This is a genomic window from Pseudomonas wadenswilerensis, assembly GCF_024749185.1.
In the GTDB taxonomy this organism is placed as follows: Bacteria; Pseudomonadota; Gammaproteobacteria; order Pseudomonadales; family Pseudomonadaceae; genus Aquipseudomonas; species Aquipseudomonas wadenswilerensis.
The window spans coordinates 2,313,946-2,327,236 of sequence record NZ_CP087191.1 but is presented as its reverse complement, the minus strand read 5'-3'; the positions used below and the strand labels follow the sequence as shown (position 1 = coordinate 2,327,236).

At 63.2% G+C, this 13,291-nt stretch carries 12 protein-coding genes; 3 read left to right on the top strand and 9 right to left on the bottom strand.

Annotated features, from left to right (window positions below; translation table 11 throughout):
* Positions 1-3: 3 nt before the first annotated feature.
* Positions 4-774 carry an AraC family transcriptional regulator gene (locus LOY45_RS10855; protein ID WP_115087289.1) on the bottom strand — a complete coding sequence of 257 codons (771 nt, stop codon included), beginning with the start codon at positions 772-774 and terminating at the stop codon, positions 4-6.
* A gap of 100 nt (positions 775-874) precedes the next feature.
* Between LOY45_RS10855 and LOY45_RS10850 the strand changes: the two genes are divergently transcribed.
* Positions 875-1,993 (top strand): MFS transporter, encoded by a 1,119-nt coding sequence (locus LOY45_RS10850; protein WP_258579117.1) that lies wholly within the window; start codon positions 875-877, stop codon positions 1,991-1,993.
* A gap of 10 nt (positions 1,994-2,003) precedes the next feature.
* On the opposite strand, the gene LOY45_RS10845 is transcribed toward LOY45_RS10850, so the two are convergent.
* The 6 genes from LOY45_RS10845 to LOY45_RS10820 form a co-directional block, all read right to left on the bottom strand.
* Positions 2,004-4,283, bottom strand: coding sequence for a KAP family P-loop NTPase fold protein (locus LOY45_RS10845; protein WP_258579116.1), 2,280 nt, complete (start codon positions 4,281-4,283; stop codon positions 2,004-2,006).
* 126 nt (positions 4,284-4,409) lie between these two features.
* The gene (locus LOY45_RS10840) at positions 4,410-5,165 is read right to left on the bottom strand and encodes an ABC transporter permease (RefSeq protein WP_258579115.1); all 756 of its coding nucleotides are present in this window, start codon (positions 5,163-5,165) and stop codon (positions 4,410-4,412) included.
* The gene (locus tag LOY45_RS10835) at positions 5,165-6,364 is read right to left on the bottom strand and encodes an ABC transporter substrate-binding protein (RefSeq protein WP_134062297.1); all 1,200 of its coding nucleotides are present in this window, start codon (positions 6,362-6,364) and stop codon (positions 5,165-5,167) included. Before LOY45_RS10835 ends, LOY45_RS10840 begins: the two co-directional genes overlap by 1 nt.
* On the bottom strand, positions 6,330-7,178 hold the full coding sequence (locus LOY45_RS10830; protein WP_115087299.1) for an ABC transporter ATP-binding protein: 849 nt from the start codon (positions 7,176-7,178) through the stop codon (positions 6,330-6,332). Before LOY45_RS10830 ends, LOY45_RS10835 begins: the two co-directional genes overlap by 35 nt.
* The gene (locus LOY45_RS10825) at positions 7,175-8,236 is read right to left on the bottom strand and encodes an acyl-CoA dehydrogenase family protein (protein WP_134062295.1); all 1,062 of its coding nucleotides are present in this window, start codon (positions 8,234-8,236) and stop codon (positions 7,175-7,177) included. The genes LOY45_RS10830 and LOY45_RS10825 overlap by 4 nt, the downstream gene beginning before the upstream one ends.
* A 51-nt stretch (positions 8,237-8,287) precedes the next feature.
* On the bottom strand, positions 8,288-8,845 hold the full coding sequence (locus LOY45_RS10820) for a carboxymuconolactone decarboxylase family protein (RefSeq protein ID WP_134062293.1): 558 nt from the start codon (positions 8,843-8,845) through the stop codon (positions 8,288-8,290).
* Positions 8,846-8,952: 107 nt separating this feature from the next.
* Between LOY45_RS10820 and LOY45_RS10815 the strand changes: the two genes are divergently transcribed.
* Positions 8,953-9,864 carry an AraC family transcriptional regulator gene (locus tag LOY45_RS10815; protein WP_115087305.1) on the top strand — a complete coding sequence of 304 codons (912 nt, stop codon included), beginning with the start codon at positions 8,953-8,955 and terminating at the stop codon, positions 9,862-9,864.
* A 46-nt stretch (positions 9,865-9,910) separates the two neighbouring features.
* Here LOY45_RS10815 and LOY45_RS10810 read toward each other — a convergent pair whose 3' ends face one another.
* A complete protein-coding gene (locus LOY45_RS10810) occupies positions 9,911-10,780 on the bottom strand; it encodes a follicular epithelium yolk protein subunit (RefSeq protein ID WP_134062291.1) in 870 nt (289 codons plus the stop codon).
* 318 nt (positions 10,781-11,098) lie between these two features.
* On the opposite strand from LOY45_RS10810, the gene LOY45_RS10805 reads away from it, so the two are divergent.
* A complete protein-coding gene (locus tag LOY45_RS10805; protein WP_115087310.1) occupies positions 11,099-12,724 on the top strand; it encodes a methyl-accepting chemotaxis protein in 1,626 nt (541 codons plus the stop codon).
* A gap of 120 nt (positions 12,725-12,844) precedes the next feature.
* Here LOY45_RS10805 and LOY45_RS10800 read toward each other — a convergent pair whose 3' ends face one another.
* On the bottom strand, positions 12,845-13,198 hold the full coding sequence (locus tag LOY45_RS10800; protein WP_115087311.1) for a DUF1428 domain-containing protein: 354 nt from the start codon (positions 13,196-13,198) through the stop codon (positions 12,845-12,847).
* Positions 13,199-13,291: the final 93 nt, after the last annotated feature.

Below are 13,291 nucleotides of genomic sequence, written 5' to 3'. Positions count from 1 at the left end.
GCCTCAGCGGCAATAAACCCGAGGCGTACTGCCGGTCATGCTTTTGAAGAAAGCAATGAAGGCACTGTCGCTGGCAAAGCCCAGTTCCAGCGCCACCTGGGACAGCGGTTGATGGATCGCCAACTGCTCTACCGCACGTACCAGCCGCCACTGCTGACGCCATTGCTGATATGACATACCAGTGTCACGGCGGATCAAACGGCCGATGGTTTTCTCACTGGCGCCGACCGTGCGAGCCAGTTCGTGCAGCGGCGGCGGCAACTGCTCAAGCCCCTCTACCAGGCTGGCCAGGCGTCGATCCCGGGGCAGCGGCAAACGCATCGGCTGCTGCCCGGCGGCCTGCAGTTCGGCGATGCACAGGCCGGCCAGATGCGCGGCGGCGCCTTGGCTCCAGTCGGTTGCGAACGGTGCCTCGGCCATGCGCTCGAGCAGTTCGCGCAACAGCGGATTGACGTCAAGGATCACCACTTCAGCAGGCAAATGCGGCCAGTGCCGGGGGTCCAGGTACACCGAGCGATAATCGACGGTCGCCCGCATCCGCGCCCGATGGGCTATGCCGGCGGGAATCCATGCCGCGCGGGTCGGCGGCAGCAGACAGAGCAGATCCGGCGCCTGGGCGTCGATGCGCACGCAGCCCTGGCGGGTGAACAGCACCTGCCCCATGCGGTGCTGATGGACGCCAGAATCGTGTTCGCCCAGGGCCGAGCAGATGCCGACGATGGGCGCGCCGAAGCGGTCCGGGTCGAAAGTGGCGGTGGGTTCCAGCCAGGCCATGCAGGTTGTCCGATATTCACTATTTTTAGACCAGACCGCGACAATACACCCATCGCCTGCCGTCTACCATGAGCGCCCTTTTTCTCACCGGGCGCTACTTATGACCCACCGCACCTGGCTGACCCTGGCCACGGCCCTGCTGATGTTCCCGCAGATCGCCGAAACCCTCTACAGTCCCGCCCTGGTGGATATCGGCCAGGGCTTCGGGGTAACGCCTGCGCAGGCGGCGCAAACCCTGTCGCTGTACTTCGCCGCCTTTGCCATTGGCGTGCTGGTCTGGGGTCGGCTGTGCGACCTCTGGGGCCGCCGCCCGACATTGCTTGCCGGCTTGCTGCTGTACGGCCTGGCATCGCTGGCAGCCTTGCTGGTCACAAGCTTCAGCGGCCTGCTCGCCGCGCGCATGGTTGCCGCCTTTGCCGCTGCGGTCGGTTCGGTGGTGACGCAAACCGCGCTGCGGGACGTGCATAGCGGTGCGGAACTGGCGCGGGTGTTTTCCCTGATCGGCGTTTTCCTGGCGATCAGCCCGGCGATTGGCGTGCTCGGTGGATCGCTGCTGACCGAGGCTTTGGGTTACCGTGGCGTGCTGGCCGCGCAGTTGCTGCTGGCGCTGGCGTTGCTGTTATGGAGCTGGCGAACCATGCCGGAAACCCGCCCACAGGTACCCCATCGCGCCAGTTTGATCGGCACCTTGCGGCGCATGCTCGGTGATCGTCGGGTGTTGCTGGCGACGCTGCTGGTGGCGTTGTTCAACATCGGCGTGTTCAGTTGGTACAGCTTGGCGCCGTTCATTTTCCAGCGTTTGCAGCTGCAAAGTCTGTTTGGCTACAGCGGCGTGTTGCTGGCGCTGGGCTCGCTGCTTGGCGCGCGCCTCAATGCGCTATTGCTGGCGCGTGGTGTCAGCCAGGCAACGCTGCTCAATCTGGCGTGCGCAGTGAACCTGCTGGCAGCGCTAGCGATACTGCTGCTGGGCGAACATTGGCTGATCGCCGTGGCCATGGCCTTTATGCTCGGCGCCTTTGCCATGGCGATTCCGTTGGTGCTGGGCTCGGCGCTGGTTGAGTACGGGGATTGCCGGGGGACGGCGGGAGCGTTGTTTGGGTTGTTATATTACGGGTTGATTGGCGCGGGCTTGGCGTTGGCCGGATGGGAGCAGGCACTGGGAGCAGTACTGTGCTGCTGCTCCGTTTTCATTGCTGCCGTGAGCGCTTTCTACAGGTAACGGGCATAACTCAGTTGCTTCGTTGCCTGTCCAGTTCTGCCAGATTTGGCGGCAGTGGAATCCAGCTCTTGTCGATGCCCGCATTGACTAGACTGTCCCATTTATCGAGCAACTGTTTGGGGAAGCGGTGGTACTCGCTACGCTTCATCGCCGCGTCCCAGGCAACAGGAATCAGCGCCTGCAACCTTTGCACGTCATGGCCTCCACCCTCAGCGCCGGTATGGTTGTGAACCGCCAATCCCACAAGATAATCAAGCATGTTACCAGCGGCGACGCCTTCGGCCTGCCTGTCATTGGCAGTGCTTTCCAGCCATGCGATCAGCTTGGCCTGACCAGCCTCCTGGTAAAAGGGTGACCTGGCATTGAACAAGCGCCACTGTCGTTGAATGGCCGCTGGCGAAGGGTCTTTGAACAACCGTTCGACGCCCATTGGGGCCTCGAACACCGTCAACAAATCCGATACCGCATCATCCTTGAGCAGGTTGGCGACACCTTCGAGTCGTGTCCTTTTATGCGAGTCATACAGGTACGCGATGCCACCTGCGAGCAACTTTTCCATCGCCCAATCGTATAGCCGTACACGATCACTGCACGTGGTTGCCGCTGCCGTCACCAGTGCGATTTCGCGCTGGTACTGCGCTTGCCTTGGCTGACCTTCATCACGCTCGCGCAGGGACAACAACCCGTCGATCAAACTGCAGCACAAACCGTAATGGCCAGAGACATCATGGAGCGCTGGGTGCGGCGTCTCCCCCCAGACGTGTTCAAGCAGTTTGAGCTGAACACCAAGGTACTGCAGTTGCTGGTCATAGACACGCTGATCAATCTGAGACGCCAGCTCACGCATGCCCTGGCAGTATGAATCGATCGTCAACCAGATCAGGTTCAAGGCAACCTCCGGCACTTCAGCCTGAGCGGCCTCCACCCCTTCTTCAAGAAGCAGATCGATTCGCTGGTCGTCGAAGTCAGCGGCCCACTCATTCAAGAAACGCCGATGCTCCTGAAGGGTGATACCCGGTTCCTGCGCCAGTAGCCCCATCTCGTACCGTGCACGTGCGGGATTAGTAAATTTTCGCAGATCGTGCAGGGCTGAAAACTGGTTTTTCAGCCGCACAAAAGCTGGCGCAAGATCAGGTACTGTTGCTCCCAGCGTCAGTTGAATGGCTTCACGCTCAAACGCCTCTCGCTCTTCATCGGTTTCGCCGCGCAACGACCGCCCACCCAGGCCCAGCAAGGACGGCTCCAGACGTTCGAGGGTTTTCGGGGCTTCATGCCTGATGATGGTCTGCAAAATGATTGCATCCCACGCGAGCTCGTCATCGCCGTGGCGACGCGCAACGGTTTTCAGTTGCCCCAGGTCACGGGTGATCGCTTTGACCAGACGAGGGTTGGCAGGAAACCACTGAGCCATTCGCGTGAACGCTGCCTCGGGAATAAAGGGGCAACATTCGCGAAATGCTCGCCACGCCAAGCGCTTGGCCTGCTCTGGTGTAGGCTCCGGCAGGGTGATGGAAATATCGATGATCTTCTCGAGAAAGCGTTGCCCATTCTCACCATAGGCGGCCGAGTACAGGCTCAGTGCTTTACTTACAACATCCAGGTCAAAGGCCAGGACGAAGGCGAAGCTCGGCCAGTCGAGCAATTCGCGCAACGCCAGCATTGCCTTGGGAATCGCGGTCGGGTCGGCGCGGTCAAGGTCATCGATGAACACCACGATGCGTGTGCGCTGGAGGTCAGCACATAGCGCTTCGAGCTCTTTGCGATTGAAGGCCAGCTTTGAACTCAGTAGCTGGCCCGTTTGCTCGGCAATCTGGGTGCCTTTGCTAACCATCGTCCCGGTAATAGGGTCCATAACTTGTGCAACTGACTTGCCAATCTCGGCAACATTGCCCAGTAGCCTGGCGATTCCACGCCCCAGATCCTTGAATGACTTGCCCGCCCAAGCACCTTTTTCAAGTTGCTCCAGCAACGCCTGATAGAACCGCTGGATCACCCCGTCACGGCCTTCGGCATCCCACGCTGAAAAGCGTACGACCACCCAGGTGATACCGTCCGGCTTGCTTTCATTGCGAATGCGCGCCTGCTCTTCAATGAAATTCAGCACGCTGGTCTTGCCGGAACCCCACTTGCCATACAGGCCGATACGCGTGGACCAGTTGTCCGGCGCCGATTCGATCGAGCGCAGCACCGAGCGGGCAATCGACCAGCGCTGCAGATCGTCATCCTGTTGCAGGCTGATCGCCGCATCATGGCCTTTGCCGCTACGCCGTGGGTTTGCTGGTGCTGTCATGTGGTGATCCATCGACCGTGAAGTTGAACCGGTCGGGAAGTCTATCCAACTGAGTTCGGTGCTGCACCTGAGCTTTCAAAATTGCGCCGTCCGCATCGCGGGGCAAGCCCGCTCCTGCCTCCTCGGTCAGGCATGCACCCAACGCCGATGCAGCCCCCGCGCCAACGCATCGAGCATAAAGCCCAGCACCCCGATCAGCAGCACCATCGCCATCAGCTCCGAATACGCCAGCCGATCACGGGTATCGAGGATGAAGTAGCCCAGCCCGGCACTCACCCCAAGCATCTCGCACGGCACCAGCACGATCCACAAGATGCCAATGGCCAGGCGCACGCCGGTCAGCACATGGCCAAGCACGCCGGGGATGATCACCTTGCACAGGGTCTCCCAGCGCGTCGCACTCAGGCTGCGGCTCAGTTGCAACCAGCGCGGGTCGAGCTGACGCACCCCCGCTGCGGTGTTGAGCAGGATCGGCCACAGCGCGGCAAAGGCCAGGAGGAAGTAGATCGGCTGATCGCCTACCCCCATCAGCATCACCACCACCGGCATCCACGACAGCGGCGAGATCATCCGCAAAAACTGGAACGCCGGGGTGGTTGCCGCTTCAAGGTGGCGATAACTGCCCACCAGCAAGCCCAATGGCACGCCGATCAGCAAGGCCAGCACCAAACCGATAAGGATGCGCTTGAGGCTGACCCAGATGTGCTCGTACACCTCGGCCTGGCCCAGCAGCTCGATCAGGCTGCCGAGCGTCGCCTGCGGTGAAAAACGCGCCGACAGGCCATCGGCCTCGCCAAACAGGTGCACGCCCAGCCACCAGAGCAATATCAAGCCGAACAGGCCGGCAACGCCCAGGGCGCCATGGATTGCATGCTTGCCCATCAGATCGCGAACTCCTCGCTACGCTCGAAGCTCTCGGGCAAGCCGAAGGCCTTGAGCCCGCCGACGGCGGCGATGCTGTTGCGGACGAAGCGGTCGTCGACCAGGTCGCGGGCGGTTTGTTGCGGGTCGAGGCCGGCGAGGAAGCCCTTGTCGCCTTCGATCAGGGTGTTCTGCAGGCGGCGCACCAGTTCTTCGGTGTAGCTGGGGAATGGATACGGCTGGAAGTCGATGCGTTTCTCGTCCCACTGCGCATGCTGGATCGCACCGCTGGCGATGTAGGCGTCACGGGCCGCTGCTGTCGGCGCCAGCACCTGGCTAAGCACCTGCGGGGTGTGCGGGGTGTACTTGTTCGGCCCGCTCCTGGACAGCAGTGCGGCGGCTTCGGCACGGTGGTCGCGGGTCCATAGCTGGGCCTTGACGATCGCATTGACCACCTTCTGCGACCACTCGGGGCGGTTGTTCAGGTCATGTTCGTGCATGAACACCACGCAGCAGGCATGGTTGCGCCAGATGTCGCCGGTAAAGCGCTGCACGCGGCCAACCTTGAGGTCTTCGGCCAAGGCGTTGAACGGCTCGGCAACGATGTAGCCGGCAATGCGCTTGCTGGCGAGCGCCGGCGGCATGTCCGACGGCGGCAGCACCACCAGGTTGACCTCGTTGGCCGCCAGCTGGGCAGTGGCGGCTTTGGACACCGGGGTCAGGCCGTGGTCGCGGAACAGCTGCTGCACCACCACGTTATGGATCGAGTACCAGAACGGAATGGCCACGGTCTGCCCGCCCAATTGCGTGACTTCGGTAATCCCCGGGGCCACGGTCAGGCCCGAGCCGCCGACGTGGTTCCAGGCCACCACCTTGGCCGGCACCTTGCTGGCGTAGCGCGCCCATACGGTCATCGGCGACAGCAGGTGAATGACGTTGACCTGCCCGGAGATGAACGCCTCGATCACCTGCGCCCAACTGCGCAACAGCACCGGCCGCTCGGCCTTTACCCCTTCAGCCTCGAACAGGCCATTGTTGTGCGCCACCAGCAGCGGCGTGGCGTCGGTGATCGGCAGGTAGCCGATGCGCACCGGCGCATCCGGGTCGCTGGCCGCCCGGGCCTGCAGGCTGCTGAGCAGCGGCATGGCGCCGCCGGCGGTGAGCAAGGCGCTGAGTTTGATGAAGTCACGACGAGTGTGGGTGAAGTCGTCCAGGCACATGGGCAGTCTCCGACGGCAGCGGCATAGGTTCAGAAGAAGGTTCGGGTGTGCGGCTGGCCCGCCGAAGGGTTTTGAGTATGTCGATGCGCAGCGCGCCCAGTTCCTCGACCCGCTGCTCGCGTGGTTGCGGCAGGTCGATGTGCCATTGACCAAGGGTGCGCGCCGGGTGGTTGCCCAGTAGCAGCACGCGATCAGACAACAGCAGGGCTTCGTCGATATCGTGAGTAATCAGGACGGCCGCGGTGTTGTGCCGGGCAATCAGTTGCAGCAGCAGTTGCTGCATGTCGGCGCGGGTCACTTCATCCAGGGCGCCGAAGGGTTCATCGAGCAACAGCACTTGTGGCTGGCGCGCCAGGCAGCGAGCCAGCGCAGTACGCTGGGCCATGCCGCCGGAAAGCTGCGCCGGGTACTGCTCGCGAGCGTGCTGCAGGCCGACCGCCTCGATGGCGTGGTCGATGCGTGCACGCCGTTCGCTGGCGGCAAGCGTGGGCTGGCGGGCGAAATCCAGACCGAAGGCGACGTTGCTTTCCAGGCTCAGCCAGGGCAGCAGGCTGGGGTCCTGGAAGGCCACCGCCAGGCGCGGGTGCGGGCCCTGCAGCGGCTCGCCGAGCAAGCTGACGCTGCCCGCGCGGGCCTGCTGCAAGCCGGCCAGCACCCGTAACAGGCTGGACTTGCCGACGCCACTGGGGCCGAGGATGGTGATCACCTCACCCGGCGCCAGTTGCAGGTCGAAGTTTTCCAGCACGCTTTGCCAGCCTTGTTCACGCGGGTAGCCAAGGCTGATGCCACGGGCTTCGAGTAACACCTCGGTCATGCTGACGGCGCCTGGCGTTGCAGCTCGGCGCGCAGTTGCACCAGGCTCGGGGTAACGATCGGCACAAAGGCCGACTCGCGCCAGCGGCGGGCGAAACCGGCGCCGTAAGCGGTGAGATAAGCCTTGCCGCCGCTGGCCTGCAACTCGAGCTGCACCGCGTCGGCAGCGGTTTCGGCCAAGGTGATGCGCAGCTTGAACAGGGCCGCGGGCTGGGCCAGGAAACGACCATCGAGCAGGCCCTTTTTCAACTCGCCCACGGTGTTTTCCAAGCGCTCGTGCAACACTTGCAGCGCCTCGCCAAGGAACGGGCGCATGCCCTGCAGGTGCCCTTCCACTTCGCTCAGCGAGCGCCGCGCCAGACCAATCGACATGCCGCATTGCAGGCCCAGGAATGACGGGCGCACCGCCGGCAGAAACTGCTTGGCGTTCTCGTGCAGCAGCCAGTCGCGGCTGATCGGCACCTGCTCGAAACCCAAGGCGGCGGTGTTGCTCGATTGCAGGCCCAGCAGTTGTAGGTCGTCGGAGCGGGTCAGCCCGGCAGCGTTGTCCGGAATGGCCAGAACGAATGGCGAGGCGCCCTCCTCTTCAATCGCCGCCGCCACCACGAAACCGCCCTTGCGCAGGTTGGTCACCCAGTGCAGGCGCCCGGCCAGGGTCCAGCCCCGATCGTCACGCAGGCCCTTGACCTGCAGCGCTTCGATACCCGAGAGGTACTTCATGGCGTTGGACAGCCCGGTGGCACCCGCCAGCTGGCCGCTGAGCAGGTCGGGTAACAGACGCTCGCGCAGCCCGCCGTTGGGGCTGTGCAGCAGGTATTCGATAAAAGCGCGCTGGCCCCAGAACACGAAGGCCGCCGCCAGGGAATGGCTGGCAACGTTGGCGACCGTCTCTACCGCGTCGGCGACCGTGCCGCCGCTACCGCCCAGGGCTTCGTCGATACCGACGCGCAGCACCTGCGCCGCTGCCAGTTGCCCCAGCACCGCCTGCGGGTCGCCGTGGCCCTGGTCGAGGGCTTCGGCCTGGGCATCCAGCCACGCGACCAATGCGGGATCGAGCATAGCGTTTACTCCTTTAAAAATGCGCCAGCCTGCGCTGGCGCCGAGGGTTCGTTATGCCGAAGGCTGCCAGCGGTACTTGCTCAGCTCGTCATTGAGCGGCGTCTGGGCGAACACATTAGCAAAGTTGCACAGGGTTGCCAGGCTGACGCCGAGGATCACCTCCAGGGCATTGCCTTCGCTGTAGCCCGCTTCGCGGAACGCGCCATAACCCGCCTCACTGACATTGCCGCGGGTGGCGATCACTTCGCGGGTAAACGCCGCCAGCGCTTCAAGCTTGTCTTGCGGCAACTCGCCCTTGGCGCGCAGGGCATCGACCACCTCTTGCCCCAGTTTGGCCTTGTTCAGCGCCACGGCGGTGTGGCCGGCCACGCAGAAGTCGCAGCCGTGGTGGGTGGCGGCCACCAGTTGCACCACTTCACGCTCGGCCAGGCTCAGCTCGGCCTTGCCGTTGAGTGCCGACACAGTGACGTAGGTTTCCAGCGCCGCCGGGGCGTTGGCCAGCACGCCGAGCAGGTTGGGGATGAAGCCCGAGGCCTTCTGGGCGTTCTCCAGGTAAGGACGGGCGGCCTCAGGGGCGCTTTGCAGTGTATGGACAGTGACGCGCGACATTGGAGTGGACTCCTGCAGACTGGGGGTGTGCGACAAGTCTGTTGGTTATAAGAATTACCTGCCATATTCTGCAGTCGCTATTACTTGCTCCTGAGTCTTTTCATTAGATGATTTCGTCCAGCCCCGTAGTCGATTGGTTATTAGAAAGCCTTGAGCTAGACGCCAGCCTGTTCCATGTCGGGCGCTATTGCGGCGGCTGGCACGCCAGCACCCACGGCCTGGCGCGGGCCAGTTTCCACCTGATCGTCCAGGGTCATTGCTGGCTGCATATCGACGGCCAGGCCGAGGCCATTTGCCTGCAAGCCGGCGATGCGGTGTTCCTGCTGCGCGACTTCAACTATCGGCTGTCCAATGTCGCGGATTGCGAGCTGGCGCAACAGCAGCCGCGCCAGGCCATGCAGCCGCTGGACAGTGACGCCACCGACGGCGTGGGCCTGGTGTGCGGGTTCTTTCATTTTCAGCCGGGCCTGTCGTCGCTGATCATCGAAGGCCTCGACGACTGGATCATCCTGCGTGCCGGCGACCCGGCGCTGAGTGCGGCGCGGGCGTTGTTCGAGCTGATCCTGGCCGAATGCCAACGCCTGCCCGCGCCCTCCTCGGCCTTGCTCGAACGCCTGAGCCATCTGCTGTTCTTGTATGTACTGCGCCAGCGGGTCAGTGACGATCAGGGCATCAGCGGCCTGGTCGCGCTGGCGCGCCACGCCAACTTTGCCAGCCTGCTCGAGCAGTTGATCGAACATCCAGACCAGCCCTGGTCGCTGGAGAGCATGGCGGCCTGCACGGGGCTGTCGCGTTCGGCGTTCTTCAAGCGTTTCAGTGAGCTTGCCGGGCAATCACCCGGGCAGGTGCTGCTGGCCCTGCGCATGCGCCATGCCTGCCAGTTGCTCAAGGCCAACAACACCGTCGAGCAGGTGTGCGCGGCGGTGGGGTATCAGTCGATTGCTGCCTTCACCCGCGCCTTCAGCAAGGCCGTCGGGGTGCAGCCGGGGGCGTATCGGCGTCAGCATGAAGGGCGCTGAACGTGTTGAAAGGGGTGCAGCGCACTGCCTGCACCCCTTGCTTGCGTTATGAACTGATGCCCGGCCTGGCCGAGGTGACGAGGGTGCGGATGACATCCTGGCTTTCAGGGTCCTGCACGGTGATCGTGGTATTGGTGAAGTAGTCGATCACGATGGTTTCTTTGCTGGTGATGACATTCGACAGTTTGCCGGCACTCATGACGTTGTTGATATCCAGTGCCCAGAAGTGATGCCCCTGATACGTCGGGTTGTAATTGACCGCCGTTACCCCCGCCAGGGTTATTTGATACTCAACTTCTACCGTCAGTACCCCCTTGCTGGCCGACAGTATCGCCTCTACGGTCTGCCCGGGTTGCAAGGTCAGGGTCACTCCGGCGCTCGAACCCAGGGTTACCGACTCACTTTGCGAACCGCCCTGCTCCCAGGTCTGGGTGAAACTCAAGGCGGTTTCGCCCTGGGCGCCGGCGCCGAGGAACGAGATCCCGTAGGAAATCGTCTGGCTGATGCCGACTTCCGACGAGCTCGACCAGTTGCTTTCCGCGGTGACCGTCACCTCCTGGGTGACCCCGCAGTTGAACTCCGCCGGCACCGAGGAGTGGTTGGTGAAGGTATTGGTATTGAGGGCAATCGGGTTCGAGGTTTCCGAGACAATCCTTGCGCTCACCACCGACAGCGTGGCTTGTACCTGCGGCCAGTTGTAGGTCTGGTACAGATCACCCCAGGGCGTGGGGCTGCAAACGTAAGCGTCATTGGGCGAGCGGCCAAAATAGGCAGACACCGCCGCTTTCAACGACCCATCCTGGATGTTGAACAAGGTTCGCTCGGTGTCGGTGATAACGTTCTGGACCGTGCCCGTGGCAATGACGGTTGACGCGGATGAAGATTGCCCAGCATTGATCGCGATACTAATAGCCATGACGACATCCTTGTTGAATGAGGGAGAGCAGAAAGTCGTTCAACTTCCAGCCTTCGGCGACGACATGCCGCCGAAGCCCTAACGCTAGCCCAGGGGTGGCACACAGCCAGTACCCATTGTTCATAAGCAATTGCGCTGATGTAGCGAATTATCTGCGCTGGCCGATAAGCCGCCGCCGACGAAATCACCGTTCGGTAATCGAACACAAGCCGCCCCTGCCCCCTCAAGTCCGCCTGCCATTACTCCGATAGCAGACCACCCACCGCCGCTCCAGCGGCAAAGAGTGGCGCTGATAACAACTCGAGGAGTACTGCCCGCATGTTCGCCGACCTGAAAATCCGCACCGGTATGTTCTGGGTGCTGTCGCTGTTCAGCCTGACCTTGCTGTTCTCCACCGTCAGCGCCTGGCGCGCGGCGGTGGGCAGCGACCAGCAGATCACCGAGCTGGACCAGACCGCGCACCAGTCGGACCGCCTGAACAACGCGCTGCTGATGGCGATCCGCGCCAGCGCCAACGTCTCCTCGGGCTTTATCGAACAGACCGGTGGCCACAGCGAGAGCGCCAACAAACGCCTGAAGCTCTCGGAAGAACTGCTGGGCAATAGCGCGCAGCTGATCAATGCGCTGGTCAGCAATGCCCAGGAGCCGACATTCAAAGCACTCGCCGTGGAGCTGCAAAGCACCTTCGCCGACTACGCCAAGGCCGTGGCCGGGCAACGTGAAGCCACCCGGCACAACGACTTGCAGCACTACTTCAGGGTCAACACCGACGCAGGCAACGCCATGGGCCGCCTGCAGGCGCTGCGGCAAAAACTGGTGGCGGCGCTGAACGAGCGCAGCCAGCAGATCATGCTCGAATCTGACCGGCGCCTGAGCAGTGCCCAGCTGCTGAGCGTGGCGCTGGGGCTGCTGACCTTGCTGCTGGCCGCCCTTTGCTGGAGCTTTATCGCCCAGCGCGTGCTGCGCCCGCTGCGTGACGCCGGTCAGCACTTCCAGCGCATCGCCGGCGGCGACTTGAGCGTGCCGGTAGCGGTGCACAGCAGCAACGAGATCGGCCAGCTGTTCAGCGAACTGCAGCGCATGCAGCACAGCCAGCGCGACACCCTGGGGCAAATCACCGGCTGCGCGACGCAACTGGCCGAGGCCGCCGGGGCGCTCAACGGCATTACCGAACAGAGTTCCCACAGCTTGCGCCAGCAAGACCAGGAGCTGGAACAGGCCGCCACCGCCGTCACCGAAATGACCACCGCCGTGGAAGAAGTGGCGCGCAATGCGGTGTCCACCTCGCAAGCGGCCAGCGCCTCCAACGAACTGGCCGAACAGAGCCGCCGCCAGGTCAGCGACAACCTCGACGGTACCCAGGCCATGGCCCGTGAAGTGCAGACCAGCAGCGAGCACCTGGAACAACTGGCCGGGCAGATTCGCGACATCGGCCAGGTGCTGGAAGTGATCCGCTCGGTGTCGGAACAGACCAACCTGCTGGCGCTCAATGCCGCCATCGAAGCGGCCCGTGCCGGTGAAGCCGGGCGTGGCTTTGCCGTGGTCGCCGACGAGGTACGCACCCTCGCCTACCGCACCCAGCAATCGACCCAGGAAATCGAGCAGATGATCGGCCGCGTGCAGCATGGCACTGAGGCGGCGGTGGCATCGATGCACGCCAGCACCCAGCGGGCGCAGTCGACCCTGGGCATTACCCAGGCGTCGGGGCAGGTGCTGGAGGGGATCTACAGCGCGATCGGCGAGATCAACGAGCGCAACCTGGTAATTGCCAGCGCTGCGGAGGAGCAGGCGCAGGTGGCGCGGGAGGTGGATCGTAATCTGCTGAACATTCGCGAACTGTCGACTCGCTCGGCGGCCGGGGCCCGGGAAACCCGCGAGGCCAGCCAGGCGTTGGCGGGGCTGGCCGGGCAGCTGACGGCGCTGGTGGCGCGGTTCAGGGTGTAATCAAAAGCAGCATGGCTTTGCCTTGCATCGCTGGCAAGCCAGCTCCCACAGGGTCAGCGTTCACAGTTCCCTGTGGGAGCCGGCCTTGCCGGCGATGGGCTGCAACGCAGCCCAAAAACCTCAAGCTTCCACCAGAATCCTGAACCCGCCAAAAATCAGCCGCATGCCATCAAACGGCATCGGATTCTGGTCCGGCTGCAAGCGCGGGTCTTCCATCATCTTCTGCATCCCGGCATCGCGCACCTCGCGCGACGGCCAGAGGATCCAGGAGAACACCACCGTCTCGTCATCCTTGAGCTTCACGGCCATGGGGAACGAGGTGATCTTGCCGTCCGGCACATCATCGCCCCAGCACTCGACGACCTTCAGGGCGCCGCATTCCTTGAACACCACGGCGGCCTCTTCGGCGTGTTGCTTGAAAGCGTCGCGGTTGGCGGTGGGGACTGCGAGAACGAAACCATCTACATAAGACATGGGGGAACTCCTGCACGTGGTGTGTGCAGGATGGTCGATTGGGCCGGGGGTGGATCGACAGGCTTGTACGCAAGCCCGACCGATGGTCATCGC

Coding starts and splice junctions, on each gene's coding strand:
- LOY45_RS10825 (WP_134062295.1), bottom strand. CDS start 8,236: ATGCTCGATCCCGCATTGGTCGCGTGGCTGGATGCCCAGGCCGAAGCC.
- LOY45_RS10850 (WP_258579117.1), top strand. CDS start 875: ATGACCCACCGCACCTGGCTGACCCTGGCCACGGCCCTGCTGATGTTC.
- LOY45_RS10810 (WP_134062291.1), bottom strand. CDS start 10,780: ATGGCTATTAGTATCGCGATCAATGCTGGGCAATCTTCATCCGCGTCA.
- LOY45_RS10845 (WP_258579116.1), bottom strand. CDS start 4,283: ATGACAGCACCAGCAAACCCACGGCGTAGCGGCAAAGGCCATGATGCG.
- LOY45_RS10820 (WP_134062293.1), bottom strand. CDS start 8,845: ATGTCGCGCGTCACTGTCCATACACTGCAAAGCGCCCCTGAGGCCGCC.
- LOY45_RS10805 (WP_115087310.1), top strand. CDS start 11,099: ATGTTCGCCGACCTGAAAATCCGCACCGGTATGTTCTGGGTGCTGTCG.
- LOY45_RS10835 (WP_134062297.1), bottom strand. CDS start 6,364: ATGTGCCTGGACGACTTCACCCACACTCGTCGTGACTTCATCAAACTC.
- LOY45_RS10855 (WP_115087289.1), bottom strand. CDS start 774: ATGGCCTGGCTGGAACCCACCGCCACTTTCGACCCGGACCGCTTCGGC.
- LOY45_RS10800 (WP_115087311.1), bottom strand. CDS start 13,198: ATGTCTTATGTAGATGGTTTCGTTCTCGCAGTCCCCACCGCCAACCGC.
- LOY45_RS10830 (WP_115087299.1), bottom strand. CDS start 7,178: ATGACCGAGGTGTTACTCGAAGCCCGTGGCATCAGCCTTGGCTACCCG.
- LOY45_RS10815 (WP_115087305.1), top strand. CDS start 8,953: ATGATTTCGTCCAGCCCCGTAGTCGATTGGTTATTAGAAAGCCTTGAG.
- LOY45_RS10840 (WP_258579115.1), bottom strand. CDS start 5,165: ATGGGCAAGCATGCAATCCATGGCGCCCTGGGCGTTGCCGGCCTGTTC.